At 59.9% G+C, this 24,086-nt stretch carries 26 protein-coding genes, 1 tRNA gene and 1 pseudogene; 11 read left to right on the forward strand and 17 right to left on the reverse strand.

Translation table 11 applies throughout. From position 1 onward, the window contains the following. The first annotated feature begins 8 nt into the window (after positions 1–8). The 4 genes and pseudogenes from NR126_RS12180 to NR126_RS12195 all read left to right on the forward strand — a co-directional run bounded on the left by NR126_RS12180 (position 9) and on the right by NR126_RS12195 (position 2,561). Complete coding sequence (locus NR126_RS12180) at positions 9–1,127, forward strand: succinylglutamate desuccinylase/aspartoacylase family protein (RefSeq protein WP_256830303.1); 1,119 nt, start codon at positions 9–11, stop codon at positions 1,125–1,127. 329 nt (positions 1,128–1,456) lie between these two features. Beyond that, a pseudogene (locus NR126_RS12185) lies at positions 1,457–1,564 on the forward strand (short-chain dehydrogenase); the annotation flags it as partial. Between the two features lie 133 nt (positions 1,565–1,697). Beyond that, positions 1,698–1,832, forward strand: a complete 135-nt coding sequence (locus tag NR126_RS12190) for a hypothetical protein (protein ID WP_256830312.1) — start codon at positions 1,698–1,700, stop codon at positions 1,830–1,832. Positions 1,833–1,898: 66 nt separating this feature from the next. Further along, positions 1,899–2,561, forward strand: coding sequence for a hypothetical protein (locus tag NR126_RS12195; RefSeq protein ID WP_256830304.1), 663 nt, complete (start codon positions 1,899–1,901; stop codon positions 2,559–2,561). A 212-nt stretch (positions 2,562–2,773) separates the two neighbouring features. Here NR126_RS12195 and NR126_RS12200 read toward each other — a convergent pair. The 5 genes from NR126_RS12200 to dapA form a co-directional block, all read right to left on the reverse strand. Then, positions 2,774–2,863: transfer RNA gene (locus tag NR126_RS12200), tRNA-Ser, on the reverse strand. A gap of 83 nt (positions 2,864–2,946) precedes the next feature. Next, positions 2,947–3,660, reverse strand: coding sequence for a phosphoribosylaminoimidazolesuccinocarboxamide synthase (purC, locus tag NR126_RS12205; protein ID WP_095171833.1), 714 nt, complete (start codon positions 3,658–3,660; stop codon positions 2,947–2,949). A 28-nt stretch (positions 3,661–3,688) separates the two neighbouring features. After that, positions 3,689–4,447 (reverse strand): MBL fold metallo-hydrolase, encoded by a 759-nt coding sequence (locus tag NR126_RS12210; protein WP_027619253.1) that lies wholly within the window; start codon positions 4,445–4,447, stop codon positions 3,689–3,691. Positions 4,448–4,451: 4 nt separating this feature from the next. Continuing rightward, a complete protein-coding gene (bamC, locus tag NR126_RS12215; RefSeq protein WP_027619254.1) occupies positions 4,452–5,567 on the reverse strand; it encodes an outer membrane protein assembly factor BamC in 1,116 nt (371 codons plus the stop codon). 17 nt (positions 5,568–5,584) lie between these two features. Continuing rightward, positions 5,585–6,463: a 4-hydroxy-tetrahydrodipicolinate synthase gene (gene dapA, locus NR126_RS12220; protein WP_105755995.1), complete on the reverse strand. Its 879-nt coding sequence runs from the start codon at positions 6,461–6,463 to the stop codon at positions 5,585–5,587. A 328-nt stretch (positions 6,464–6,791) separates the two neighbouring features. On the opposite strand from dapA, the gene NR126_RS12225 reads away from it, so the two are divergent. Together NR126_RS12225 and NR126_RS12230 are read left to right on the forward strand one after the other, a co-directional pair. After that, positions 6,792–7,352, forward strand: coding sequence for a glycine cleavage system protein R (locus NR126_RS12225; RefSeq protein WP_027619256.1), 561 nt, complete (start codon positions 6,792–6,794; stop codon positions 7,350–7,352). Positions 7,353–7,363: 11 nt separating this feature from the next. Beyond that, entirely contained in the window at positions 7,364–7,837 is a 474-nt protein-coding gene (locus NR126_RS12230) for a peroxiredoxin (RefSeq protein WP_105755994.1), read from the forward strand. A gap of 106 nt (positions 7,838–7,943) precedes the next feature. On the opposite strand, the gene NR126_RS12235 is transcribed toward NR126_RS12230, so the two are convergent. Both NR126_RS12235 and NR126_RS12240 read right to left on the reverse strand, forming a co-directional pair. Next, entirely contained in the window at positions 7,944–9,014 is a 1,071-nt protein-coding gene (locus NR126_RS12235) for an AI-2E family transporter (protein ID WP_105755993.1), read from the reverse strand. A gap of 29 nt (positions 9,015–9,043) precedes the next feature. Then, on the reverse strand, positions 9,044–9,283 hold the full coding sequence (locus tag NR126_RS12240; protein ID WP_027619259.1) for a sulfurtransferase TusA family protein: 240 nt from the start codon (positions 9,281–9,283) through the stop codon (positions 9,044–9,046). Positions 9,284–9,380: 97 nt separating this feature from the next. Between NR126_RS12240 and NR126_RS12245 the strand changes: the two genes are divergently transcribed. Beyond that, positions 9,381–10,814, forward strand: coding sequence for a M48 family metalloprotease (locus NR126_RS12245; RefSeq protein WP_027619260.1), 1,434 nt, complete (start codon positions 9,381–9,383; stop codon positions 10,812–10,814). A gap of 132 nt (positions 10,815–10,946) precedes the next feature. Here the strand turns inward: NR126_RS12245 and flgE are convergent, their stop codons facing one another. From flgE to NR126_RS12275, 6 genes are all read right to left on the reverse strand, one after another. After that, positions 10,947–12,293, reverse strand: coding sequence for a flagellar hook protein FlgE (gene flgE / locus NR126_RS12250; protein ID WP_027619261.1), 1,347 nt, complete (start codon positions 12,291–12,293; stop codon positions 10,947–10,949). A gap of 31 nt (positions 12,294–12,324) precedes the next feature. Then, entirely contained in the window at positions 12,325–13,050 is a 726-nt protein-coding gene (flgD, locus tag NR126_RS12255) for a flagellar hook assembly protein FlgD (RefSeq protein WP_027619262.1), read from the reverse strand. A gap of 15 nt (positions 13,051–13,065) precedes the next feature. Next, positions 13,066–13,509, reverse strand: coding sequence for a flagellar basal body rod protein FlgC (gene flgC, locus NR126_RS12260; RefSeq protein WP_027619263.1), 444 nt, complete (start codon positions 13,507–13,509; stop codon positions 13,066–13,068). 3 nt (positions 13,510–13,512) lie between these two features. Next, positions 13,513–13,920 (reverse strand): flagellar basal body rod protein FlgB, encoded by a 408-nt coding sequence (gene flgB, locus NR126_RS12265; protein ID WP_256830307.1) that lies wholly within the window; start codon positions 13,918–13,920, stop codon positions 13,513–13,515. A 219-nt stretch (positions 13,921–14,139) separates the two neighbouring features. Further along, complete coding sequence (gene cheR / locus NR126_RS12270) at positions 14,140–14,967, reverse strand: protein-glutamate O-methyltransferase CheR (RefSeq protein ID WP_027619265.1); 828 nt, start codon at positions 14,965–14,967, stop codon at positions 14,140–14,142. 46 nt (positions 14,968–15,013) lie between these two features. Further along, on the reverse strand, positions 15,014–15,946 hold the full coding sequence (locus tag NR126_RS12275; protein WP_027619266.1) for a chemotaxis protein CheV: 933 nt from the start codon (positions 15,944–15,946) through the stop codon (positions 15,014–15,016). An 81-nt stretch (positions 15,947–16,027) separates the two neighbouring features. Between NR126_RS12275 and flgA the strand changes: the two genes are divergently transcribed. The 4 genes from flgA to NR126_RS12295 all read left to right on the forward strand — a co-directional run bounded on the left by flgA (position 16,028) and on the right by NR126_RS12295 (position 18,608). Beyond that, positions 16,028–16,789 (forward strand): flagellar basal body P-ring formation chaperone FlgA, encoded by a 762-nt coding sequence (flgA, locus tag NR126_RS12280; protein WP_027619267.1) that lies wholly within the window; start codon positions 16,028–16,030, stop codon positions 16,787–16,789. Between the two features lie 147 nt (positions 16,790–16,936). After that, positions 16,937–17,254 (forward strand): flagellar biosynthesis anti-sigma factor FlgM, encoded by a 318-nt coding sequence (gene flgM / locus NR126_RS12285; RefSeq protein WP_027619268.1) that lies wholly within the window; start codon positions 16,937–16,939, stop codon positions 17,252–17,254. A gap of 47 nt (positions 17,255–17,301) precedes the next feature. Beyond that, complete coding sequence (locus NR126_RS12290; RefSeq protein WP_027619269.1) at positions 17,302–17,766, forward strand: flagella synthesis protein FlgN; 465 nt, start codon at positions 17,302–17,304, stop codon at positions 17,764–17,766. A gap of 95 nt (positions 17,767–17,861) precedes the next feature. Beyond that, the gene (locus NR126_RS12295; protein WP_027619270.1) at positions 17,862–18,608 is read left to right on the forward strand and encodes a flagellar brake protein; all 747 of its coding nucleotides are present in this window, start codon (positions 17,862–17,864) and stop codon (positions 18,606–18,608) included. Between the two features lie 61 nt (positions 18,609–18,669). On the opposite strand, the gene NR126_RS12300 is transcribed toward NR126_RS12295, so the two are convergent. The 4 genes from NR126_RS12300 to NR126_RS12315 form a co-directional block, all read right to left on the reverse strand. After that, positions 18,670–20,061, reverse strand: a complete 1,392-nt coding sequence (locus NR126_RS12300) for an MFS transporter (RefSeq protein WP_027619271.1) — start codon at positions 20,059–20,061, stop codon at positions 18,670–18,672. 71 nt (positions 20,062–20,132) lie between these two features. Beyond that, positions 20,133–21,374: a glutamine synthetase family protein gene (locus NR126_RS12305; RefSeq protein WP_177433290.1), complete on the reverse strand. Its 1,242-nt coding sequence runs from the start codon at positions 21,372–21,374 to the stop codon at positions 20,133–20,135. A gap of 197 nt (positions 21,375–21,571) precedes the next feature. Continuing rightward, entirely contained in the window at positions 21,572–22,264 is a 693-nt protein-coding gene (locus NR126_RS12310) for a sensor histidine kinase KdpD (protein ID WP_105755991.1), read from the reverse strand. Next, the gene (locus tag NR126_RS12315; RefSeq protein ID WP_027619274.1) at positions 22,261–23,865 is read right to left on the reverse strand and encodes a tetratricopeptide repeat-containing response regulator; all 1,605 of its coding nucleotides are present in this window, start codon (positions 23,863–23,865) and stop codon (positions 22,261–22,263) included. Before NR126_RS12315 ends, NR126_RS12310 begins: the two co-directional genes overlap by 4 nt. Between the last annotated feature and the right edge of the window lie 221 nt (positions 23,866–24,086).

Raw genomic sequence — 24,086 nt, forward strand, 5'->3', positions numbered from 1 at the left:
AGCGCCCCATGCGCGTGCACCATCACCCCTTGCTGACCCGCACGCCCTGCACCCGGCGTGAATTGATCAGCCTGCATTACGGTCAGGCCGGTGGCGCCGGCAAGGTCTACCTGCAAGCCAGCCTGCACGCCGACGAACTGCCAGGCATGCTGGCGTTGCATCACTTGCGGCAACTGCTCGACGCCGCCGAATCCCGTGGTGAGATCCTTGGGGAGATCGTGCTGGTGCCGATCGCCAATCCGATCGGCCTGGAACAGACCCTGATGCACGACGCCATGGGCCGTTTCGATTTCAACAGTGGCGAGAACTTCAACCGGCGATACCCGGACCTGGCCTCGTTGATCGTCGAAAGCATCAACGACGAGTTGGGCAGCGATGCGCTGGAGAACCGCCGGATCATTCGCCAAGCGATGGTCGAAGCCCTGCAATGCCTGCAGCCGGGCAGCGAAATCGACTCCCTGCGCCAGGCACAACTACTGCTGGCGGTGGATGCCGATTTTGTCCTCGACCTGCATTGCGATGCCCAGGCAGTAGTCCATCTGTACGGCGAGACGCCCTACCGGGACGAGCTCGCCCCCCTCGCCCGCTACATCGGCGCCCAGGCCACGTTGCTGGCTAGCGGGACCGGCGCCGGATCATTCGACGAAGCCTGCGGCCAGCCCTGGTGGCGCCTCGCAGAACAGTTCGGCGCGAGCTTCCCAATCCCCTCCGGCTGCGTCGCTGCCACCGTCGAATTGCGCGGCGAAGCCGACGTCGAACACGCCCTGGCCGCCACGGACGCCGCCGCCCTCTACGCCTTCCTGCAACACCGAGGCATCCTCGCCGGCACACCTCCCCCACTGCCCGAACTGCTGCAACCGATCACCCCGTTCGAAGGCTCCCTCACGCTCCACGCGCCCTGCGCCGGGCTGGTGGTGTTCCTGCATAAACCGGGTGCCTGGATTGAACGTGATCAGCCGGTCGTCCACATCATTGATCCCATCAGCGGGCATACCGAGATGGTGCGCAGTTCCGTCAGCGGCGTGATGTACATGCGCTGTGCGATCCGGTTTGCAGCGGCGGGGGTGGAGTTGTGCAAGGTGGCGGGGGCGGAGATTTTGGTGGGTGGGGTTAGGGTTTCGGCGTGAGGAATCACGAACCTAAACACATTAAGTAACTCCCTACAGCCGCCTCGGAATCCCCTTCCAAAGCAATCTCTTGCACCCGCTTTGCCCTGCGGCTTATAGTCCGCCCGTCGCCCCATGGCGACCGGGTTTGGCGACCCGTTGTGGAATGCAGAAGCGTTTGCTTGGTTGCAGGCGTTTTTGCATTCGCAGAGTTGTCGTTATGGCAGCTGTGCGCGGGAGACCTTCGGGTCTGCCGGCCTCCACACCGGTTCGCCAACCTGCGTACAGTTGCCACCCTTTCGTTTGGCGACGACAGGGCTGGTAAATCTCTCACCTGTGGAGCTTTACTCATGCACGACTACATGGCCCTCACCAGCAACGCCGACGAACACCCCACCCTATTCGTCAAAACCTCCCAGCCCCTGCACGCCCTCCTCGACACTGCCGGCTACCGCATCATCGATACTAGGTGCGGATGTCGCAATAAAGCCGGCTTCGGCGCTCAAGGTTCCTCACTACATCAAGGAGTCGTACCAACTGGTCAATCTGGTCGTCTCGCTTGGCGGCGTATCAAAGGCATCTCGCCTATCGATGATTGCGCTGCTACCGGTCAACGACCCGTACCCGGGCGTCGTTACCCTCGGCAAACACCTCGCCCAGGTACGAAAAGTCACCGACGAAGTGATCGTGTACGCGTGCAGGTCGCTCTCGGTGTCGGAACGGTGAAGCCTGATCGCCAGCCAGATCAACTTTATCCAGCCCGGCTACCAGCTGTTTATCCCTGAACTGGCGATGGACCTGCGCGAGAGGATTCGCGTGCGACGAAGCGAGCAGGCGGTGTCGGCGCTTTTTCCTGCCTCCCAAGCCATGCTGCTGGCACGTCTGTACGAGGGCTGGCACAGCGAAAAGACCTTCAGTTCCAACGCCATTATGGAGGGGTTCAAGTACAGCCGGGTCACCCTTGGCAAAGTCATCGATCAATTGACGGCTCTCGAAATCGTCCATCCCGCTGAAAACCCTGGATTCAAAAAACTCTATTCATTTACCGCGACTCCCGCAGCGGTCTATGCCAAGGCCCGCCACTGCCTGCGCTCGCCGGTTAAACGCAAAGTCGCAATTGACCGCTTGCTTCAGCCGGGCAACGGCGTATTTCTAAGCGGCGAAAGCGCCCTGGCCACACTCACGATGCTTGCAGATCCTGCACACCCGGTTTTTGGCATGAGCAAAAATCAGTTCGACCGCATGCGCGGGGAGCAGGCATTCAAGCTCGCCGAATCGCTTGATATGACCAAGGCCTGGATAGAAATCTGGGCCTATCCCAGCCTCAAGGAAGACCGGCACATCGCCGACGAAGCGTCGTTGCTGCTGAGCCTGCAAGACAACCCGGATGAGCGTGTACAGCAGGCTCTGGATGAACTCAGGGAGAACGTGACATGGCTCAAATCCGAGGATTAGACGTTTTCGGGCACTACTTCCGCGCATTCCAACATCAATACGTCCTCATAGGCGGCGTTGCCTCCTGGCTCACCATGGACGCATCTGGCCAAGCATTTCGAGCCACCAAGGATCTTGATATTGTCCTGGTTATAAAGACCCTTTGAAGTAGCCCAACACCAGAAACGAAAAAGCCCCCGCGCTTTTCAGCGACGGGGGCTTTTTCTGTGTAATGGCGGAGAGATAGGGATTCGAACCCTAGGTACCGGTGAAGGTACAACGGATTTCGAATCCGTCCCATTCGGCCACTCTGGCATCTCTCCAACGGCGCGAATCATAACAGCACGGTCACCGAAAGCAAGCCCTCTGGTGAATTTTTTTCCGTGCTATCAGATGCTTGCGTCGATTACAGCGGTACGCCAAGGCGGTTGGCGACTTCTTCGTAGGCTTCGATGACGTCACCCAGGCCCTGGCGGAAGCGGTCCTTGTCCATCTTCTTGCCGGTGGCCTTGTCCCACAGGCGGCAGCCGTCCGGGCTGAACTCGTCGCCCAGGACGATGGAGCCGTCGTGGAATACGCCGAATTCAAGTTTGAAGTCGACCAGCAGCAGGCCGGCGTCGTCGAACAGTTTGCTCAGGACTTCATTGACCTTGAGCGACAGTTCTTTCATGCGCACCAGTTGCTCGGCAGTGCCCCAACCGAACGCCACAACGTGGGATTCGTTGATGAACGGGTCGCCCTTGGCGTCGTCCTTGAGGAACAGTTCGAAGGTGTAAGGGTTGAGCTTCATGCCCTCCTCCACACCCAGGCGCTTGACCAGGCTGCCGGCGGCGTAGTTACGCACGACGCATTCAACCGGGATCATGTCCAGCTTTTTGACCAGGCACTCGTTGTCGCCCAGCAGTTTGTCGAATTGGGTCGGTACGCCGGCCGCTTCGAGTTTCTGCATGATGAAGGCGTTGAACTTGTTGTTCACCATGCCTTTGCGATCGAGTTGTTCGATGCGCTTGCCGTCGAACGCCGAAGTGTCGTTGCGAAACAGCAGGATCAAGCGGTTGGCGTCGTCGGTCTGGTAAACCGACTTGGCTTTGCCGCGGTAGAGTTCTTCACGTTTTTCCATGATGGGCTCCGCTTGCTAAGTAGATGGGCTAGGCGATGTGTCGCCAGTCGAGCCCTGAATCTTGATCGGCCAGTTGCAGCCAGTCCGGGTCGCACCCGAGGGTGTCGACAAAACATTGCCGGGCCAGCTGCGGCAGGTTGTTCTTGCTGCTCAGATGGGCCAGTACCAGGTGTTGCAGGTCTTTCCAGCCCAACTCGGACACCAGGAATGCCGCCTGGTGGTTGTTCAAATGTCCCAGTTCGCCACCCACCCGCTGCTTGAGAAAGGTCGGGTAGTGACCACGCGCCAGGCGATCACGGCAATGGTTGGACTCGATCATCAACGCATCGAGGTCCTTGTAGCCGTCCAGCACGGTCGCGCAATACGAACCCAGGTCGGTGAGCAGGCCAAACCGCCGCGTGCCGTCACTGAAGACGTATTGCGTCGGTTCCCGTGCATCATGGGCCACGGCGATCACGCCGATGCTCAGCCCGCCGATCTGCAACTGTTCACCTCCAGCCACGAACCCTGCCGGTTCTACCGGCTTGCGCATCCCGCGCAAGGTGCCACGGCTGAGGTAAACGGGAATATTGTAGCGCCGAGACAGCAAACCCACGCCATGCACGTGGTCGGCATGTTCGTGGGTTACCAGTATCGCGCTCAGTTGCGTCGGGCATACACCCAGGCGCAGCAGGCGTTTTTCGGTTTCTCGCAGGGAGAAACCACAATCGACCAGGACACAGGTGTCGTCACTGGCTATCAGCGTGCCGTTCCCTTGGCTACCGCTGCCGAGAACGGCAAAACGCATTCGATCAGCCCAGGTTGTCCTGAATCACGCCCAACACTTTGCGCGCCACTTCAGCCGGCGCCACGGTGTTGATGTCTTTTTCCACGGTGACCTGGACGTTCTCGCCGACCTTGCTCAGGCGTACCTGATAACGCTCGGCGCGCGCCTCGACTTCTTCCTTGGCTGGAGAGCTGCCGAACAGGCTCGCGAAGAAGCCAGGCTTCTCATTCTTCTTCTCGGCTTTTTCCGCCAGGTTGATGTAGTAGAGGCCCAGGCTGCGGTTGATGTCTTCAACGCGCCACTCACCCTGCTCCAGCGCACGGCCAACGCTCGACCAGGCGCGGTCGAGGTCGTTGCCGACGTTGAGCACCGGGTTGCCGCTGCCGTCTTCGATCAGGCTGACGCGGCTTGGAGTGTCGAAATCACGCGAGGCGAGCATCGAGACCGACCCGCCCTTCTCGGAGATGCGGCTCATGCTGGCCAGCATGTCGTCGACCAGCGCGGCATCGAGACCGGTATTGACCGAGCGATTGGTGAATGCGACGTCATCCGTGCTGCCAGCAGGACGCTCGGCGCTGACGACGTAGACTTCACTGGTGTTGCGCTGCACGCCAGGCTCGACGCGTACCCGTACTCGGGTCTCGGCATCAGCCGCGACGCCAGCACTGGCCAGGCGCTTGGCCATTGCCGCCGACAGCTCGTCGGAACGCTGCCAGGTGGTGGTGAACTCGCCCGTTTGCGGACGCTGCTGATCCAGGCGGAAACCGTTGTCCTGGAAGAACTGTACGGCTACCGGCCAGACTTCAGCCGGTGGACGTTGAGCCATCAGCCAGCGCGAGTCGCCGCTTTTTTGCAGGCTGTAGTCACTGGCTTCGGCAACGGCGGACAAGGGTTGCGGACGCGGCACGACGTACTCACCCTTGGCGGTGTCGTCGGCCACGTTGCGCGGGATCGGCAGCAGTGGATCCAGACGTTTGGAGGTCTGGATGTCCGGCGGCAGTTGCATCGGTGCAGTCTGTTGCGCTTCGAGGTAGTCGCTACCACGGTCACGGAAATAACCTTCCGGGCCCCAGACCCATCCACAGCCACTGGTGCTGGAGATAATCAAGGCAAGTGCGGAAAGTCCGGCCAGTCGCTTCATGCGTATTACTTCCTCAATTAAACCAATACTTCGCACTGGCGCAGGGCCGAGCGAAGCGTTTCATGACAAGGAGCGCTCAACCAGGTCAAAGGCAGGCGAATGCCTTCGTGCATCAGGCCCATTTCGACCAGAGCCCACTTCACCGGAATCGGGTTGGCTTCGATGAACAGGTCCTTGTGCAGCGGCATGAGTTTTTCGTTGATGGCACGCGCGGTCTCGGCGTCGCCCTTGAGTGCGGCTTCGCAAAGGTCGGCCATTTCTCGCGGTGCGACGTTGGCGGTCACGGAAATGTTGCCCTTGCCGCCCAGCAGGATCAGCTCGACAGCGGTCGGATCATCGCCGGACAGCACGATGAAGTCCGGGCTCACGCCATCGAGGATGGCCTTGGCGCGTTTCAGGTCGCCAGTGGCTTCCTTGATGCCGATGATGTTCGGCACGCTGGACAGGCGGATCACGGTCTCGGCCTGCATGTCGCAGGAGGTGCGGCCGGGAACGTTGTAGAGAATCTGCGGGATGTCGACGGCTTCGGCGATGTGCTTGAAGTGCTGGTACAGGCCTTCCTGGGTCGGCTTGTTGTAGTACGGGACTACCAGCAGGCAGGCATCGGCGCCGGCTTCCTTGGCGTTGCGGGTCAATTCGACGGCTTCGCGGGTCGAGTTGGCGCCGGTGCCGGCGATCACCGGGATGCGCCCGGCAACCTGCTTGACCACGGCCTTGATGACGGCAATGTGTTCTTCGACGTCAAGGGTAGCCGACTCGCCAGTCGTGCCGACGGCGACGATGGCGTGGGTGCCGTTATTGAGGTGGAAGTCTACGAGTTTGCTGAGGCTGTCCCAGTCAAGACGCCCTTGTGCATCCATGGGAGTGACCAGTGCCACCATACTGCCCGCAATCATGCAAACGCTCCTGCCGGAAAAAGAGAGCGGTAATGGTACTGGCGCCAAGATGCTTGTACAAGCGAAGTACTGCGCTCATGCCATTCCCCTTGGCGCCGCTTTTCGCTACCCTTCAGACTTTGATCCGTACCGACCGCCTCGCGCGCCGGGTTCACGCCTCCATTTTCGGCCTCACAAGCCCCGTTCCTGCGTTGCCACGCCGCCGAACCTGCCTTGCGCAAGCTCGAAGCAACCCTTTGGTCCGGACCTTGTAGATTTCGCATCCGGACGCCTGACCGACGTGCAAGCCTGTCCAGGTACCGACCGCTCATCGCTTTAGGAATGCTGCATGTCCACCCCCACAGTTCGCGAACAATTCCTTGTCATCAGTGCCCTTGGCGCCAACCCCATGGAGCTGACTAACGTCCTGTGCCGCGCCAGCCATGAAAACCGCTGCGCCGTGGTCACTTCCCGGCTGACGCGCCATGGCGCGTGCAGCGCACTGGTCCTCGAGATTTCCGGCTCCTGGGACGCCTTGGCGCGCCTGGAGACCAGCCTGCCGAGCCTGGCCAAGAAACATGCGTTCACCGTCAATGTGGTGCGCAGCGCGGCCCTGGAAAACCGCCCGCAAGCCCTGCCTTACGTGGCGTACGTCAGCGCCGCCTATCGCTCGGACATCGTCAATGAACTGTGCCAGTTCTTCATTGACCACAACGTCGAGTTGGAAAACCTGACCTGCGACACCTACCAGGCGCCACAGACCGGCGGCACCATGCTCAACGCCACGTTTACCGTGACCCTGCCGGCCGGCGTGCAAATCAGTTGGCTGCGTGACCAGTTCCTCGATTTCGCCGACGCGCTGAACCTGGATGCCCTGATCGAACCGTGGCGTCCACAGAACCCAATGTAAGGAGGCTTGCCATGACCGTTGCCATCGACCAGGCGGTTGCCGACTTCACGGCACCCGCCACCAGCGGACAGACCGTGAACCTCGCCGCCCTCAAGGGCAAGCAGGTAGTCATCTACTTCTACCCCAAGGACAGCACGCCGGGCTGCACCACTGAGGGCCAGGGTTTTCGCGACCTGTACCCGCAGTTCGCGACCGCCAACACTGAAGTGTTCGGCGTCTCGCGTGACAGCCTGAAGTCCCACGAGAACTTCAAGTGCAAGCAGGAATTCCCCTTCGAGCTGATCAGCGACAAGGACGAAGCCCTTTGCCAGCTGTTCGATGTGATCAAGCTGAAGAAACTGTATGGCAAGGAATACATGGGCGTTGATCGCAGCACCTTCCTGATCGACAAGGACGGTGTGCTGCGTCAGGAATGGCGTGGGGTTAAGGTGCCGGGGCATGTTGATGCTGTGTTGGCGGCGGCTCAGGCGTTGAATCAGGGCTGAGCTTTGTAGCGTCTGGAATGACGCCATCGCGAGCAGGCTCGCTCCCACAGGGGATTGCGTATCTCTGGGAGCGAGCCTGCTCGCGAAGAGGCCGGTAAGGCCAACGCTACAACAACGGCGCCACCACCGGCTCCTTACGCGGCCAGGCATCCAGAACGGCCTTGAACAGGGTCGCCAGCGGGATCGCAAAGAACACGCCCCAGAACCCCCACAGCCCGCCGAACAGCAGTACCGCACAGATGATTGCCACCGGGTGCAGGTTCACCGCCTCGGAGAACAGCAATGGCACCAGCACGTTGCCATCCAGGGTCTGGATGATCCCGTAGACCGCCATCAGGTAGATGAACTGATCGCTCCAACCCCACTGAAACAGGGCTATCAGCGCCACCGGCACGGTCACCACCACCGCGCCGACATAGGGCACCACCACCGACACCCCCACCAGCAACGCCAGCAGCGCTGAGTAGTTGAGCCCCATGGTGATGAAGCCGATGTAGGTCACTCCGCCGCAAATCGCCATTTCCATGACCTTGCCGCGAATGTAATTGGCGATCTGCCGGTTCATTTCCTGGCCGACCCGGGTGATCAGCGCGCGCTCGCGAGGCAGGTAGCCGCGCACCCACTGGCCGATCATGGCCCGGTCCTTGAGGAAGAAGAACACCAGGATCGGTACCAGCACCAGGTAAATCATGATGTTGACCAGCAGCGGCAGGCTGGACAGCGAAAACGTCAGCGCCCACTGCACGAATTTGCCGATTTCCGCGCGCGCCACTTCGATCGCCCGCAGCACCTGTTCATCCGAGACCAGGTGCGGATAGCGCTCGGGCAGCAGCAACAGCAGCGATTGCCATTTGGCGAGCATCCCCGGCAACTCGTTGAACAGGGCGATGAGCTGATGCCAAAGCAACGGGACCACCACCACGATGAACAGCAGCAACAGGCCCATGAACAAGGCGAACACCAGGCCGACGGCCACGGCGCCCGGCAGTCGCAGGCGCTCCAGGGTGCTCACCAGACCCTGCATCAGGTAGGCCAGGACCATCCCCGCCAACACCGGCGCGAGCATGCCGCCCAGGGTGAGCACGGCGGTGAACGCCAGAACCAACAGAACGGCCAGCACCACCGCTTCTTCATCGGAGAAGTAGCGCTGGATCCAGTCGCGTAGCACTTTAAACATCAATCTTCCTTAATCGGAGGGTTCGTCAGTCAGGCTTTTTTCAGCCAGTAGCGGTAGACGCCAGCATCATCTTCTTCGCGCAGCAGGGTATGACCGGCCAGACGGGCAAAGGTGCGAAAGTCGCGCTGCGAGCCGGCATCGGTGGCAATCACCTTGAGCACTGCGCCGCTGGCCAGGCCATTGAGCGCCATCTTGGCCTTGAGCAGTGGCAAGGGACAGTTGAGCCCGCTGGCATCCAGCTCGGCATCATGGGCTACAGCGTCGGTCATTGCGTCACTCCGGTCAGGTGATTGAGCCGCCTAGAATATCTGGTCCCAAGCCAAGTGTCCGGCTACAGTAAGCTCTTTGTCGACTAAGGCTTCGTGCATGACTTTTCTGCGCCCTACCCTGCTGACGCTGGCTTGCCTGCTTGCCTCACCGGGCTTCGCCGACGACCTGCCGTCACTCGGCGACGCCAGTTCTGCCATTGTCTCCCCTCAGCAAGAGCACGACCTGGGCCGCGCCTGGCTGGCCATGCTGCGCAGCCAGGTGTCGCAACTCAATGACCCACAGCTGAAAAACTACGTCGAGACCAGTGTCTATCGCCTGGTGGAGACCAGCCAGCTCAACGACCGACGCCTTGAGTTCATCCTGATCAACAGCCCGCAACTCAACGCCTTCGCCGCGCCTGGCGGGATTGTCGGGGTCAACGGCGGACTGTTTCTCAACGCCCAGACCGAAGGCGAATATGCCTCGGTTCTGGCCCACGAATTGGCTCACTTGTCGCAACGCCACTTCGCCCGTGGCGTGGAGGCCCAGCAACGCATGCAGGTGCCCATGATGGCCGCGCTGCTGGCCGGGATCATCGTCGCCGCCGCCGGTGGCGGTGATGCCGGTATCGCCGCGATTGCCGGCACCCAGGCCGCGGCGATCCAGGAACAGCGCCGCTTCTCCCGGCAGAACGAGCAGGAGGCCGACCGCATAGGCATCCTCAACCTGCAGAAAGCCGGCTACGACCCGCGCTCGATGCCGAGCATGTTCGAGCGCCTGTCGCGTCAGTATCGCTTCGACGCCAAGCCGCCGGAATTCCTCCTGACTCACCCGGTCACCGAATCGCGGATCGCCGACACCCGCAACCGCGCCGAACAGGCGCCCGCCGGTGGCAAAGAAGACACTCAGACTTATCAACTGATTCGCGCACGCGTGCAGTTGTACTACGAAGAAACCTCTGGGCTGGCGGCCAAGCGCTTTCGTGCACAGCTGGATGACAACCCGAAAAATGACGTAGCGCGTTATGGCCTGGCGATTGCCCAGATCAAAGGCAGCCAGTTCAACGATGCACGCGAGACGCTCAAGCCACTGCTGGCCAAGGCGCCCAATGAAGTCATCTATAACCTGGCACAGATCGAGTTGGACATGGACAGCAATCGCCTGGCCGATGCCCAGAGCCGGGTCGAGCGGATGATTGCGCAGTACCCCGGCAACTACCCGCTGAACCAGGCCCGCGTCGATCTGATGCTCAAGCAGAACCGCCCCGCCGACGCGGAAAAAGCCCTGGAAGCCCTGCTCAAGAGCCGTCCGGACGATCCGGATGTCTGGTATCAGGTCGCCGAGACCCGTGGCCAGTCCGGCAACATCATTGGCCTGCATCAGGCCCGTGCCGAGTACTTCGCGCTAGTGGGCGACTACCGTCAGGCCATCCAGCAACTGGACTTCGCCAAACGCCGCGCCAGCGGCAACTTCCCGCTGTCGTCACGGATTGATGCGCGCCAGCGCGAGCTGATGGAGCAAGAGCGGATGATCAAGGACATGATGGGGTGAGGCTGAGGGTCTCATCGCTGGCAAGCCAGCGCCTACAGGTCCGGAGTCATTCACAATCCTGTAGGAGCCAGCCTGCTAGCGATGAAATTGACGCGGTGTTGCCGATGGCCCCACCGCGTCAGCACCACACAATTACGCCATCTGAATGATGGTCTGCATGATGGTGCTTTGCGTCGAGATGGTCTTGGCGTTTGCCTGGTAGTTGCTCTGGCCCTTGATCAGGTCCACCAGCTCACTGGTCAGGTTGACGTTGGAGTCTTCCAGCGAGTTCGACACCACCGACCCCAGGGTGCCGGTCTGGCCTGCGTCGTAGGCGGCGAAGCCGGACAGGTAGGTCTCCTTCCAACTGGTACCGCCCACTGCCTGCAAGCCTTGCTCGTTGTTGAAGCTGGCCAGGGTGACTTGGCCGATCGCTTTGGACTTGCTGTTGCTGAAGTTGGCGAACAGGGTGCCGGTGCCGTCGATGGTCAGGTTGGTGATCTGGCCGGTGGCGTAGCCGTCCTGGGTCGGCAGGTTGCGGATGGTTGCCGAGTTGTACTGGGTGGTGCTGGCCAGGTTGTTGCTGATGCCGGTGGCGTTGCCCACCGCACCGTTGGCGGTCCACACGCCATCCTTGACCGTGCCCGGAGTCCAGACGCCCGCGCCCATGACAATCGAATTGCCGCTAACGGTGTACGGGGTGCCAGTGGCTGGCGCGGTGATATTCAGCAGCTTGCCGTCGGAACCGAAGTTCATGGTCATGGCGGCCTGGTTGCTCGCGGTCACCGGGTTCACGCCGGCCGGCACGAAGGCTTGGCCATCCGGGTTGCGACCATCCACCAGGGTGTAGGTTTGCCAGGTGTTGGCACCGGTCTTGACCACGTACTGGTCCATGTTGTGCTGATTACCCTGGCTGTCGTAGACCGGCGTGGTAAACATGTCGGTGTAGGTGTCGATTTTGCTCGGGTCGAACGGGGTCACCGCCGGGTCGATGTTCGGCTTGCCGGAGTTCAGGTTGATGCTCGAAGAGATATTGCCAGTGGTTTTCGGCTCAAGGTTCGACTGGTCGATTTTCAGGTCGCCGATCACATCCTTGAGGATCTTGCCATTGGCATCCACCGCGTAGCCTTGCAGGCGCGCAGTACCGGAGCTGTTGGTGATGAAACCGTCTTTGTCGACGTTGAAGGTACCGGCACGGGTATAGGTCAGCGAGCCGCTGTCGTTGAGCACGAAGAAACCCGAACCCTGGATCGCCATGTCCAGCACGTTGCCGGTGTTGGTCACGTCGCCCTGGCGGAACTGCTGGGACACGTTGGCCAGGCTCACGCCGCTGCCGATGGTCTTGTTGCCGGTTCCCAGCTTGGTCGCCGAGTACACGTCTTCGAACTCCACCCGGGAGGATTTGAAGCCGGTGGTGGCGACGTTGGCGATGTTGTTGCCAGTAACGTCCAGTTGTTTGTTGGCCGCATAGAGGCCGCTAAGGCCGATATTGAAAGACATATTCCACTCCTTTGTGCCGCGCTAGCCGGCTCTATAGACCAATGGTTTGTACTTTGGACAGGGCAATCGAACCCATATTGGCGAGGTTGAGCATCATCTCGCCACCGGTCTGGCTCAGGGTCACGCTGTTGACGGTCGCCGGCAGGTAGGTGATCAGGTCGGTCGCCTTATCGTCGATCGGCGCGCTGGCCTTGAAGGTGTAGGTACCCGGGTCAACTTTTTCGCCCGCAGTATTGGTGCCATCCCAAACAAAGCTCGCGTTGCCTTGCGCCTGGCTGCCCAGATCGATGGTTTTCACGGTCTTGCCGTCCTTGTCGGTGACGGTCACGGTGGAGCTGGCCACGGAGGTAGGGACTACCACCGAACCGGTCATGCTCTTTGTGGTGTCGACATAGGCGGAACCGGTCTGCACCACCACTGAGCGCCCGACCAGCGACGAGGCCTGCAAGGCTTGCGAGGACTTGAACGAACCGGAGATGTTATTCACCGAGGTGTTCAAGGTGGTGATGCCCTCCAGACTGCTGAACTGCGCCAACTGCGCGACGAACGCGCTGTTGTCCTGCGGATCGAGCGGGTTCTGGTTCTTCAGCTGGGTCACCAGCAATTGCAGGAACGCGTCCTTGCCCAGCTCGTTCTTGCCGGTCGTGCTTTTAGTCGCTGCCGCCAGGCCATCACTGCTGGTGTTGGTGACCGTCTTCGAGGAATTCGCAAGAATGTCCTTGAGGCTCAGGCCACTGGTGGTATCGGTAACACTCATCTGAGCTGCCTCTTATCACTGACCGAGGGTCAGGACCTTCTGCATCATGGTTTTGGCGGTGTTCATCATTTCCGCGTTGGTCTGGAACGAACGGCTGGCGGAAATCATGTCGGCCATTTCCTCGACCACGTTGACGTTCGGGTAGTAGACATAACCCTTGGCGTCGGCAGCCGGATGGTTCGGCTCGTAGCGCGCTTCGAGGTTGCTCTGGTCCTCGACCACGCCGAGCACTTGCACGCCCTGACCCGCCGCGTCCTGATTCTGGAACAGCGAATCGCCGCCACCGGACTGGCCGCCCTGGAACATGGTGGCGAACACCGGGTGGCGCGCGCGGTAGGTCTGGTCGATGCTCGAGGACACTGTTTCGGCGTTGGCGATGTTGCTGGCCACGGTGTTCAGGCGAGTGGTCTGCGCGCTCATGCCACTGCCGGCAATGTTGAAAACGCTGGACAGGGACATGGATTACTCTCCGCGCAGGGCCGAGATCAGCCCTTTGAATTTACTGTTGAGCAGCGTGAAGCTGGCCTGGAAGTTCACCGAGTTTTCCGCGTAGTTGGATTGCTCCAACTGTGCGTCGACGGTGTTCTGGTCGATCGAAGGTTGCATCGGCGTGCGATACAGCAACGACTCGTCGCCACTGCTCATGCCCTGGGCTTCGATATGACGGCTGTTGGTCATGTTCAAGGCGAAGGTGCCGTTGTTGGTCTTTTCCGCCTGTGCCGCCAGCACGGACGCAAAGTCCAGGTCCCGAGCCTTGTAGTTCGGGGTGTCGGCGTTGGCAATGTTGTTGGCCAGGACTTCGGCACGCTGGGCGCGGAAGCTCAGGGCCTGTTCGTGGATACCGAGCGCTTTGTCGAAGCTGATGCTCATGGCGCAAACCTTCAGGTGACCAGATTTTTCGTATCTGGATCTTTAGCAAGCGCCGTGCCAGCTCGCCAGCCCCCGTAAATAGGGGGCCCGGCAAGTAGCGGCAAGGCGGCAATGCCAGAAAAGCGGCAAGCGCTTTCCGGCGCCCGCCGCTTTTCTGCCGCTTGTGAAGGGCTGAATCACCGGACAGAAAAAAGGGAGCCGCTGAGGGCTCCCGTCTTTTCACTTCGCCTGGTAGATGATCCCCGGGCTGCACTGGACCATCTGGTAATGATCCGGCAGGCCGTTCAGCGCTTCCGAAGCGCCAAGGAACAGATAACCGCCCGGCTTGAGCGTGCTGTGGATACGCAGCAGGATGTCCTTCTTCACTTCCGCAGAGAAGTAGATCAGCACGTTGCGGCAAAACACGATGTCGAACTTGCCGAGGCTGGCGTAACTGTCCAGCAGGTTGAACGAGCGGAACTCCACCCGACTCTTGATCGGCGCCTTCACTGCCCAGCGCCCCGGCCCTTTCGGATCGAAGTAGCGTTGCAGGCGATCAGGTGACAGGCCGCGCCCGATCGCCAGGCTGTCGTATTCGCCGGACTTGCAGTTGGTCAGCATCGTCCCGGACAGGTCGGTGGCAACGATCTGCACCCCCATGCGCAGTTGGCCCATGTTGACTCGCTCGAATTCGTCGATCGCCATCGACAGCGAATAAGGCTCCTGCCCGGACGAACAGGCCGCCGACCAGATGCGCAGACGCTGCCCGGGACTGGCCTTGATCGCCTCGGGCAAGACTTTGTTCTTCAGCACTTCAAACGGATAGGTGTCACGAAACCAGAGGGTTTCGTTGGTCGTCATCGCGTCCACCACCATTTCACGCAAACCGCCGCGTGGCTGGGTCTGGATGCGCTGGACCAACTCGCCCAACGACTTGATGCCCTGCTGTTCCATCAGTTTGTTGAGACGGCTCGAGACCAGATACTGTTTATTCTCACCGAGCAAAATGCCACAGGCTTTTTCCAGGAAAACCCGGAACTGTTCAAAATCCAAATTACCCGTAGACAAGGATACCGCCTCTTAAATCGTATTGATCGCCAGGGCCAAAAGCCACCTAGCTGATATCTGCTGCTTTGATCCGGTCGACTACCCGGGATGCCAGGTCATCAGGGCGGAATTTGGCCAGAAAGTCATCGGCACCGACTTTCTTGACCATCGCCTGATTGAATACGCCTGACAGCGAAGTATGCAGGATGATGTGCAGCTTTTGCATGCGCGGGTCGTTGCGGATTTCCGCCGTCAGGGTGTAGCCGTCCATTTCCGGCATCTCGATGTCGGAAATCATCATCAGGAACTCTTCCTCCGGCTTCTTGCCCTCGTCGACCAGCTTGCGCAGGTAGTCCAGTGCTTGCCGACCGTCGTTCAGCGCCACCACCTCGACCCCGACCGTCTGCAGACAGCGCGAGACCTGCTTGCGCGCCACCGACGAGTCATCCACCGTCAATACCCGCAGCGACAAGGCCTTGTGCTGGGTCTCGACATCCACCACGCCAACCGAAATGGCCTCGGGCGTTGGCGCGACTTCCGCCAGAACCTTCTCGACGTCGATGATTTCCACCAACTGATTGTCGACCCGCGTCACTGCCGTCAGGTAGTGATCGCGCCCGGTACCCTTGGGCGGCGGATGGATCTCCTCCCAATTCATGTTGACGATCCGCTCCACCGAGCGCACCAGAAAACCCTGGGTCTTGGTGTTGTACTCCGTGATGATCACGAAGGGATTGCTTTGATCCTGCAATCCGCCCGAACCCGTGGCCATCGCCAGGTCGAGAATCGGAATGGTTGCCCCACGAATACTTGCCACACCGCACACGACAGGATTGGATTTGGGCATCAAGGTCAGTTTCGGGCATTGCAGCACTTCCCGAACCTTAAACACATTGATGCCGTAGAGCTGCTGACCGTCGAGACGGAACAACAACAGCTCCAGGCGATTCTGCCCTACCAGTTGCGTGCGCTGGTTTACCGAATCCATTACACCAGCCATGCCCAGCCCCCTACACCAACGCTAAGTGTGTTGCGACGCACATTCATCACTAAACGGCACGGCGCTTGCTTTTTAACCGCTATGAACCTGCACACGACATTTTTTCGACGCCTTGCCTGCGCTCCTCGCCGTTTACTCGGCGCGGTGGCGATGGCCGGCTTTTTCACTGCTGGCAGCCCTGCCTTTGCTGATCCGGTTACCTTGCCTGATCTCCTTATCGGCGTCACTCAGGGCTTTCTTGAATTCACCGTAGAAGACTATTTGGCCAGCAGCCAAACCCAGGGCCGTTACGAAATCGAGGTCAAGCAACTCGACCCGCGCCTGCGCCTGCCCATGTGCGACAAGGAATTGACAGCCACACTGGAAAGCCCTGCCAAGCCGATTGGACGTGTCACGGTGAGGGTTCGCTGTGACGGCGCCTCGCCCTGGACAGTGTTCGTGCCCGCTCAAGTCCGGCTGTTTCGCGAAGTCGTGACCAGCACTCGACCGCTCAAGCGCGCCGGGATTATCGAGCCGGGAGACGTGATGCTGCGCGAGCGCGATATCAGTCTGATCAACCAGGGCTATCTGACCGACGTGGAGCAGGCGATCGGGCAGAAACTTGTCCGACCAATGGTCAACGATCAGGTGATTACTCTGGTTCATCTGGAGCAGGCCGAAGTGGTGCGCAAGGGCGATCAGGTAGTGATTACGGCCCGCAGTGGCACCCTCAGCGTACGGATGCCGGGCGAAGCCTTGGCTAACGGCGGCATGAGTGAACAGATCCGAGTGAAAAATCTGAATTCGCAACGGGTGATCAAGGCCCAGGTCACGGCTCCCGGCCAGGTGGAAGTTGCCATGTAGATCGCTGGCGCGATACCGACCCATTCCCTAAACTGAGCCTTACGCAGGGCAACAGGCGACGCTGCCGCCCCTTAAATGTCCCTAAAGTTTTCTCGCATTGGGCCGAAAACATGGCAAGCGTCCAAATTCCCAGAGGTTTTCAGCATCATGGTCATCGATTTCAGCCGTTTGAACAGTTCCCCCACGCTCACCGGCAACACGCGTACCAGCGCCACGAAAGAAGCCGCTGAAACCGCGCCGCTGTCGACCCAGGCCGAAGCGGCCAGTGCCAGCCAAAGCGGGGAATCGGTACACCTCAGCAACGAGGCCCAGCAGTTGCAGAAGATTTCCGACACGCTGCGCGACCAGCCCGCTGTCGACAAGGCCCGCGTGGCCGAGTTGAAAGCCGCGATTGCCGATGGCAGCTATAAAGTCGACAGCAACCGCGTCGCCAGCAAACTGCTCAACTTCGAAGCCCAGCGCTAGCCAACGGCCTGCGCAGGCTTTTGGACGCTTAAAAACCAAGGCCAGCCATGCACGATAACAATTTACTGCAACTGATCACCGACGACGTTGCGCCAGCTCAACAGTTGCTCGATTTACTCGGGCAAGAGTCTTTGGCACTGCACGGTCGCGACATGCAATTGCTCGAACACATCCTGGCGAGCAAGCAGGGTTTGATCATTCTGCTGGAACAACACGGCCGCCGACGCAGCGAAATACTCGCCAGCCTCGGCTTGCCAACCGATCGCAGTGGCCTGGAACAGCTGGCCGCGCACTCCAGCATCGGCGAGCAACTGCTGTCCCAGAGCGATGTCCTCAATCAATTGCTCAGCGATTGCCGGGACGCCAATGAGCGCAATGGCCGCTCGATCCAGGTCCAACAGGCGAGCACCGCCAACCAACTGCGCATCCTCAATGGCGGCGAATCCCCGCCCCTGTACGACGCTCGCGGCTCAACCGCCACGCTCGTGAAGCGCTCGCTCAGCCAGGTTTGACTTCATCATCAAGCGTGCTCTATCAAGGCGCGAAACATGCTGGCAGAATGCTGGCTCCTGCGTGTGACCGTATTCTGTCCGGAGAGTGATAAACCGTGTCCAATGCCTTAAACGCGGAAGATGCTCCGCAGCCACCGAAGGTGCTCACCACGCCTTTGGAAATCGCCGGCAACCTGCGAATGCTGCAAGAGAGCCATGATCCTCTGATCATCACGTTCCACGAGCGTACCCAGCGCTTCCAAAGCTATGTGGTCGATGTCGATCGCGAGAACAACTCGATCGCGCTCGATGAAATGATTCCGCGCGATGGCGAACGCTTCCTGCTGGCGGGGGAACCCTTCCGGATCGAAGGTTTTCACGAAGGCGTGCGTATTGCCTGGGAAAGCAACGGCCCCCTGACGATCGATGAATCCAACGGCACTCGTTGCTATCGTGGCACGTTGCCGGACGAGGTGGTCTATCACCAGCGCCGCAACGCCTTTCGTGCCGCCCTGAAACTGGCGCAATTGGTGAGCATCGAGCTGGGCGGTGAAAAGCTCAAGGTGCCGCTAGCCGGCAAGTTGCTGGACATTTCGGCCACCGGCTGCAAGCTGCGCTTTGATGGCGACATTTCCAATGGCCTGCAGTTGGGCCAGGTGTACGACCGTTTCATTGCCGCCCTGCCCTTCGGCAGCATGACCACCCCGGTCGAATTGCGTTACCTGCATCACGAAGAAAAAATCGACACCACCTTCGCCGGTGTGCGTTTTCATAACATGAGCGGCCTGGTGCAGCGTCAGGTCGAGCGCTTCGTCTACCAGTTGCAGCGCGAGGCGCGTCGTTTCGACAAAGACGACTTCTGATCGGCAAGCATGAAAAACGGGCAGTCCCTTGCGGTCACTGCCCGTTTTTTTTGCCTTCAATTCAAGGCCTGGCCCCGGTGAAGGTATGGGGATGTTCGGCGTCCGGATCATCCGGCGGCTGGTCCTCGCGAGGCGCTTCGGCTGTGCTCGCCGTTTCGGGTTCAGCTACCGGCTCCGGCTCGGTGCTCGCAGTGGTTTGCATCTGATCCTGGACCACCTGTTCGTCGACTCGCGGATCGAGCGCCGCCACCAATGGCGAACTGGACATGCTGTCCGGCATCGCAACGTGATGCAGAGGAGCGTCGTCGACCTGATGCAGATTGGTCACGGCTTTGGGTCGAATCCGCCAGACCAGCACGAGGGCAAAGAAACTGAAGAAGGCATAGAGCATCTGGCTGCCGAAGAACTTCATCAGCACACCCGCTACCAAAGGCCCGATGCTTGCGCCGACCCCGTAGGTCACCAGCAGCATGGCAGTCAGTGAAACCCGCCGGTCGCTTTCGACGTGGTCGTTGGAAAAGGCTACAGCCAGCGGATACAGACAGAACTGCACCAAGGAACAGACAAAGCCAGCAACGAACAGCACCTCCAGCGGCACCTTGGGCATAATCGCCAATGGCAGGGCCGCCAACGCCAGGCAGATCGCAAAGCTGCGAATCAGCACGGCTCGATCATAGCGATCCGACAACCAGCCCAAAGGCCACTGCACCACCAGACCGGCGAAAATGCAGCTACCCATGAACAGACCGACCTGCTCGGTGGACAAGCCCTGCTGCGAGGCATACAGCGGAGCCAAACCATAGAACGAACCGACGATCAGCCCCGCGCCCAACACCGTACTGAGGGACTGCGGCACCCGCTTCATGAAAAAGCGCGGCTCCATCGGCGCCGGATGCAGGGGCGCCGGGTGAATGCGTCGGGTCAGCGTGACGGGCACCAGACACAGCGCGAAACACAGGGCTACCAGCATCAGCAACTCCAGTCCCAACGAAGGGTGCATGACCAAAATCAGTTGGCCCAGGACCAGCCCCAGGTAAGAGGCGATCATATAGCCGCTGAATACCATGCCGCGCTGCTTGGCATCGGCCTGCTCGTTGAGCCAACTCTCGATGACCATGTACTGGCACATCATGCCGAGGCCCACCACCATCCGCAGGATCAGCCAGGCCGGCAACCAGTCCACCAATCCATGCCCCAGCACCGCCGCCCCGACGATGCCGGCACACGCCGAATACGCACGAATGTGCCCTACCCGGGCAATCAGCCGGTGGCCGATTTTACCGCCCAGGACCAGGCCGAAATAGTTGGCGGCCATCAACGCACCGACCCACAGGCCATCGACCTGATCCGCGGCAAGGCGCAACGCCAGGTAGGTGCTGAGTAAGCCCGAGCCGATCAACATCATCAGTGAGGCGAAGTAAAGCGCTCGAAAAGACTTCCAGATCTGGCGCATCGGCGTTCCGGGCGGCTCCTTGAATTGAGTATCGGGCTAGCATCAACGATAGCCCGACGACGACGGTTTGGTTAAGCCTGGGCCGCTAAAACTCGGCGCTCCCAAGGAGTGATTTCATCAAGGAAGCTGGTCAGTTCCAGGGTCTTCGAAGCGATGTAGCCTTCGATGAACTCAGCACCAAACAGTTCCTTCGCCAACTGGCTACGTTTCAGACGCTCCAGCGCAGCATGCAAGGTACAGGGCAGCGACAAACTTTCCGGCACGCTGAATTCACCCTGGATCGGCGCTGACGGCTCCAACCGGTTTTCAATGCCGTGCAACCCTGCAGCAAGGCTGGCAGCGATGGCCAGATACGGATTGGCGTCGGCCCCAGGCAAGCGATTCTCGACCCGACGCGCGACGGGCGAACTGGCGGGAATACGCAGCCCGGCGGCGCGGTTGTCATGGGACCAGCAGGCGTTATTGGGTGACGCGAAAGGATGGCACAAGCGCTGATAGGAGTTCACGTTCGGCGCGAACAGTGCAGTGAACTCCGCCATGGCCGCCTGTTGGCCACCAATGAAGTGGCGAAACGTCTCGGTCGGGTCACCTGCCTCGTCACTGAACACATTTCGGCCGCTGCCCATCTCGACGACGCTTTGGTGAATGTGCATCGAACTGCCAGCCGTGTGCGCCAGTGGCTTGGCCATGCACACCACGGTCACTCCGTGCTTGAGGGCGACCTCTTTGAGCAGGTGTTTGAACAGGAACGTCTGGTCGGCGAGCAACAGGGGGTCGCCGTGCAGCAGGTTGATCTCGAACTGACTGACACCCATTTCGTGCATGAAGGTATCGCGCGGCAGTCCCAGGGCTGCCATGCACTCATAGACTTCATTGAAAAATGGACGTAGGCCGTTATTGGAGCTGACGCTGAACGCCGAACTACCGTCCTCGCGTCGGCCATCCAGGCCAAGCGGTGGCTGGAACGGCTGGGCCGGGTCAGTGTTCGGGGCGAATACGAAGAACTCCATTTCAGTCGCCACCACGGGCGCCAGGTCGAGCGCCGCATAGCGTGCGATCACCGCCTTGAGTTGACCGCGGGTGGACAGCCGAGAACTCCCACCAGTCAGCTCGTCGGCATCACAGATAGCCAGTGCGCGCGGCTGCTTGCTCCAGGGCAGGCGATGGATCTGCTGCGGGTCGGCATTCAACGCCAGGTCGCCATCGTCACTGCCATAGAAGCGCGCAGGTGGATATCCCCCCATGATGCATTGCAACAACACACCGCGTGCCATCTGCAGGCGTCGTCCTTCGAGGAAGCCCTCGGCGGTCATCACCTTGCCGCGGGGTACACCGTTGAGGTCAGGGGTGACACATTCAATCTCGTTGATACCGGTCAATCGCTGCGCGAGTGATCCCTGGCCGTCGGTCTTCATGACTCTATCCTTGTTATGTGCGGGCCGCGAACGGCGTCCCGTACAAAATAGGCATCAGCCGTTCGGAATTTCAAGCACTACCGTTGCGGCAACCATCAAGGCAGATAAAGACTGAACAATCCGCCACCCAACGGACCACCGTTGCTGATCTCGGTGCGCCCATGCACGCCATTGCGCTGGTGCAGTTGAGCGATGCGGGCGGCGAAGTACAAGCCCAATCCAGTGCTGCCACTGCTCGGGTTGATGCCCTGTATGTACTCGGCCTGACGCTCGATCATCTGAGCTGGGTAACCTTCGCCGTCGTCGTTGATTGTCAGTACCAGTTGCCCGGTCTCCTCTCCGACGCAGATCAATAGCGACTGCTGCGCATAACGGATGGCATTGTTGATCGCATTGGCCAACACCGTGCCGATCAGTTCGCGATCGAAAAAACCCAGCGGACTCAGCGGATCCACTTCATAAGTCACCAGCAGGCCGCGACTCTTGAACACTTCCTGGTGGGCCGCCAATTGCGCTTCGATAAAGTCATCCAGCTCATGGTAATCCGGACGCACCGGCAACTGGTTGACGCCCAGTTTGTAGAGTCCCAGCAACTGCACCAACATACCGTTCAGATGCGCGAACTCGAAGTCGATCACCCCCTGCTCATCGGTGTGAGCCTGGGCATCCGGCAACCGCGCGAGCCACTGCCCGTGAGCCTGCATGAGTACGGTCAGGGAATTCTTCATGTCGTGTACGGTGGAGGCGATCACCGTGGAAAAATCCAGCCCCTGATCTACGTCGTTCATTGTTCTAACGCCTTGCTCTGCAACTTCTGATATCGCGGATAACGCGCGTCACTCTCGGGCATCAAGCCGACCATCTTCAGGCAGCGCCGACATTCATCAAGCAATCCCGGGTCAAGGTTGGCCGTAGCGCCATGCAGGATCGATTGCGCCATGTTGAGGGCGATGCTGATGTTTTTCGGTTGCAGCAACAGAGCGCCACGAAACAGCTCGCGGGCTTCGGTCAAGGCGCCGGCCTTGTAGCTACGGACACCTTGACGATTGAGGTCTGCTGCTGCTGTGCCGGAATTGAGAATGGCCGGATCGTCGGTCTGCTTGGCGATGCCGCGCATCACCGCTGGGTCATCACCGTAGATTTCCGCACAGTTTTTCAGCATCGAATCACTGGCCTGCGCCTGGCCGAGCAATTTCAGTTGTTTGGCCACCAGCAACGCGGCGTCGGCACTCATGAATTTTTCCATGCCATCGAGACGCGTCAGTGCCTGCTCGGTGAGCTTGTCGGCCGTCTCGGCGTCATTGATCAACAGGCTCGTGGCCTTCATCAGTCGCGCGCGAATCTGCAAGCCTGGATCGCCAGGGTTGTCTTTGGCGACCGCACTCAGGGTCTGGTTGATCTCCAACCGGGCGCGAGTATCCAATCCTCTATCGCTGCCCTTGCTGATCAGGGCGTGGGCCAGTCCAAGGTTGCTCTCGGGGTCCTTGAAGCGTGACTGCGCGCCTTGGGAGACCGCCTGGCGATAGGCTCTGGCGGCAGCATCGAAGTCCTCGTTGGTCATGGCCAGCTTACCCAACAGCGCCTGCCGACGTACCGCCAGCGGCGAGAGTCGTACTGCTTCCTCAAGCACTCGTTGTGCAGATTTGGTTTCACCTTGGGAAACCAGCACATCGGCCAGTCCGTCATACAGACCTGGCATCATCGGGAAGACTTTCAGGGCTTTTTCGTACAATGCCTTGGCCTGCCCGACCTGACCGCGTTTGAACAGCAATCGTCCCAATCCGACATAGGCCCACGGCAATGGACGATCCGCCAGAATACTGTTGTACAGGCGTTCGAGGACTTCGTTCTGGTTCATATCGCGCAGCGCATCAGCGCGATAGCGCAGGCACAACGGCGAATAACGTGGATCCTGCTTGCACAAGGCAATGCACGCGTTCAAAACCTCGACCGGCTTGCCGCGATCCAGGGCCTGCATGATCGGCTTGAGCAGCGTCTTGCGCTGCTCAAGGCGTTCGAGGCGTTGAGCCAGGCCAGCTCGGGTGAAGGGCTTGGTCAGGTAGGCATCCGGCTCATGTTCCAGCGCACTGAGCACCATCGCCTGGCTGCTTTCGGCGGTCACCATGACAAACACACTTTCATGGCTGATCAGCTTTTCGATCATCAGGTCTTCGAGTACCTGCTGACCATTCTTCTTGCCGTCTCCGAGATGATAGTCCTGCAGGATGAAGTCGTAGCGCTTCTGCGAGCACATGCGCAAGGCGACCTCGCCGGAGTCTGCGGTGTCGACGTCCTTGACCCCCAACTCGCGCAACATCGAACGGACTGAACTGCGGAAATCCGAGAAATCATCGACGATCAAAAAGCTTTTTTGGTGGTACGCCAGCATCGAAGATTCCAGGCAATTTAGAAAGATGAACCCAAAGACAACCGTCTATCGGGTTATCGGCCGCAAGTGCCGTTCTCTTGAAGGCCAGGAGGAATATTCGTGGATTTATCTGGCTGACATTTCCATGCGGTGGCCTGGGAAATAGCTTGAGTAATTCCCGCGCGCAAAAACAAAACCCCTACCTGCATTCGCAGATAGGGGTTTCGGAATTTAATCTTGAC

It is taken from the genome of Pseudomonas sp. Pse1, from assembly GCF_024519635.1.
Taxonomy (GTDB): Bacteria; Pseudomonadota; Gammaproteobacteria; order Pseudomonadales; family Pseudomonadaceae; genus Aquipseudomonas.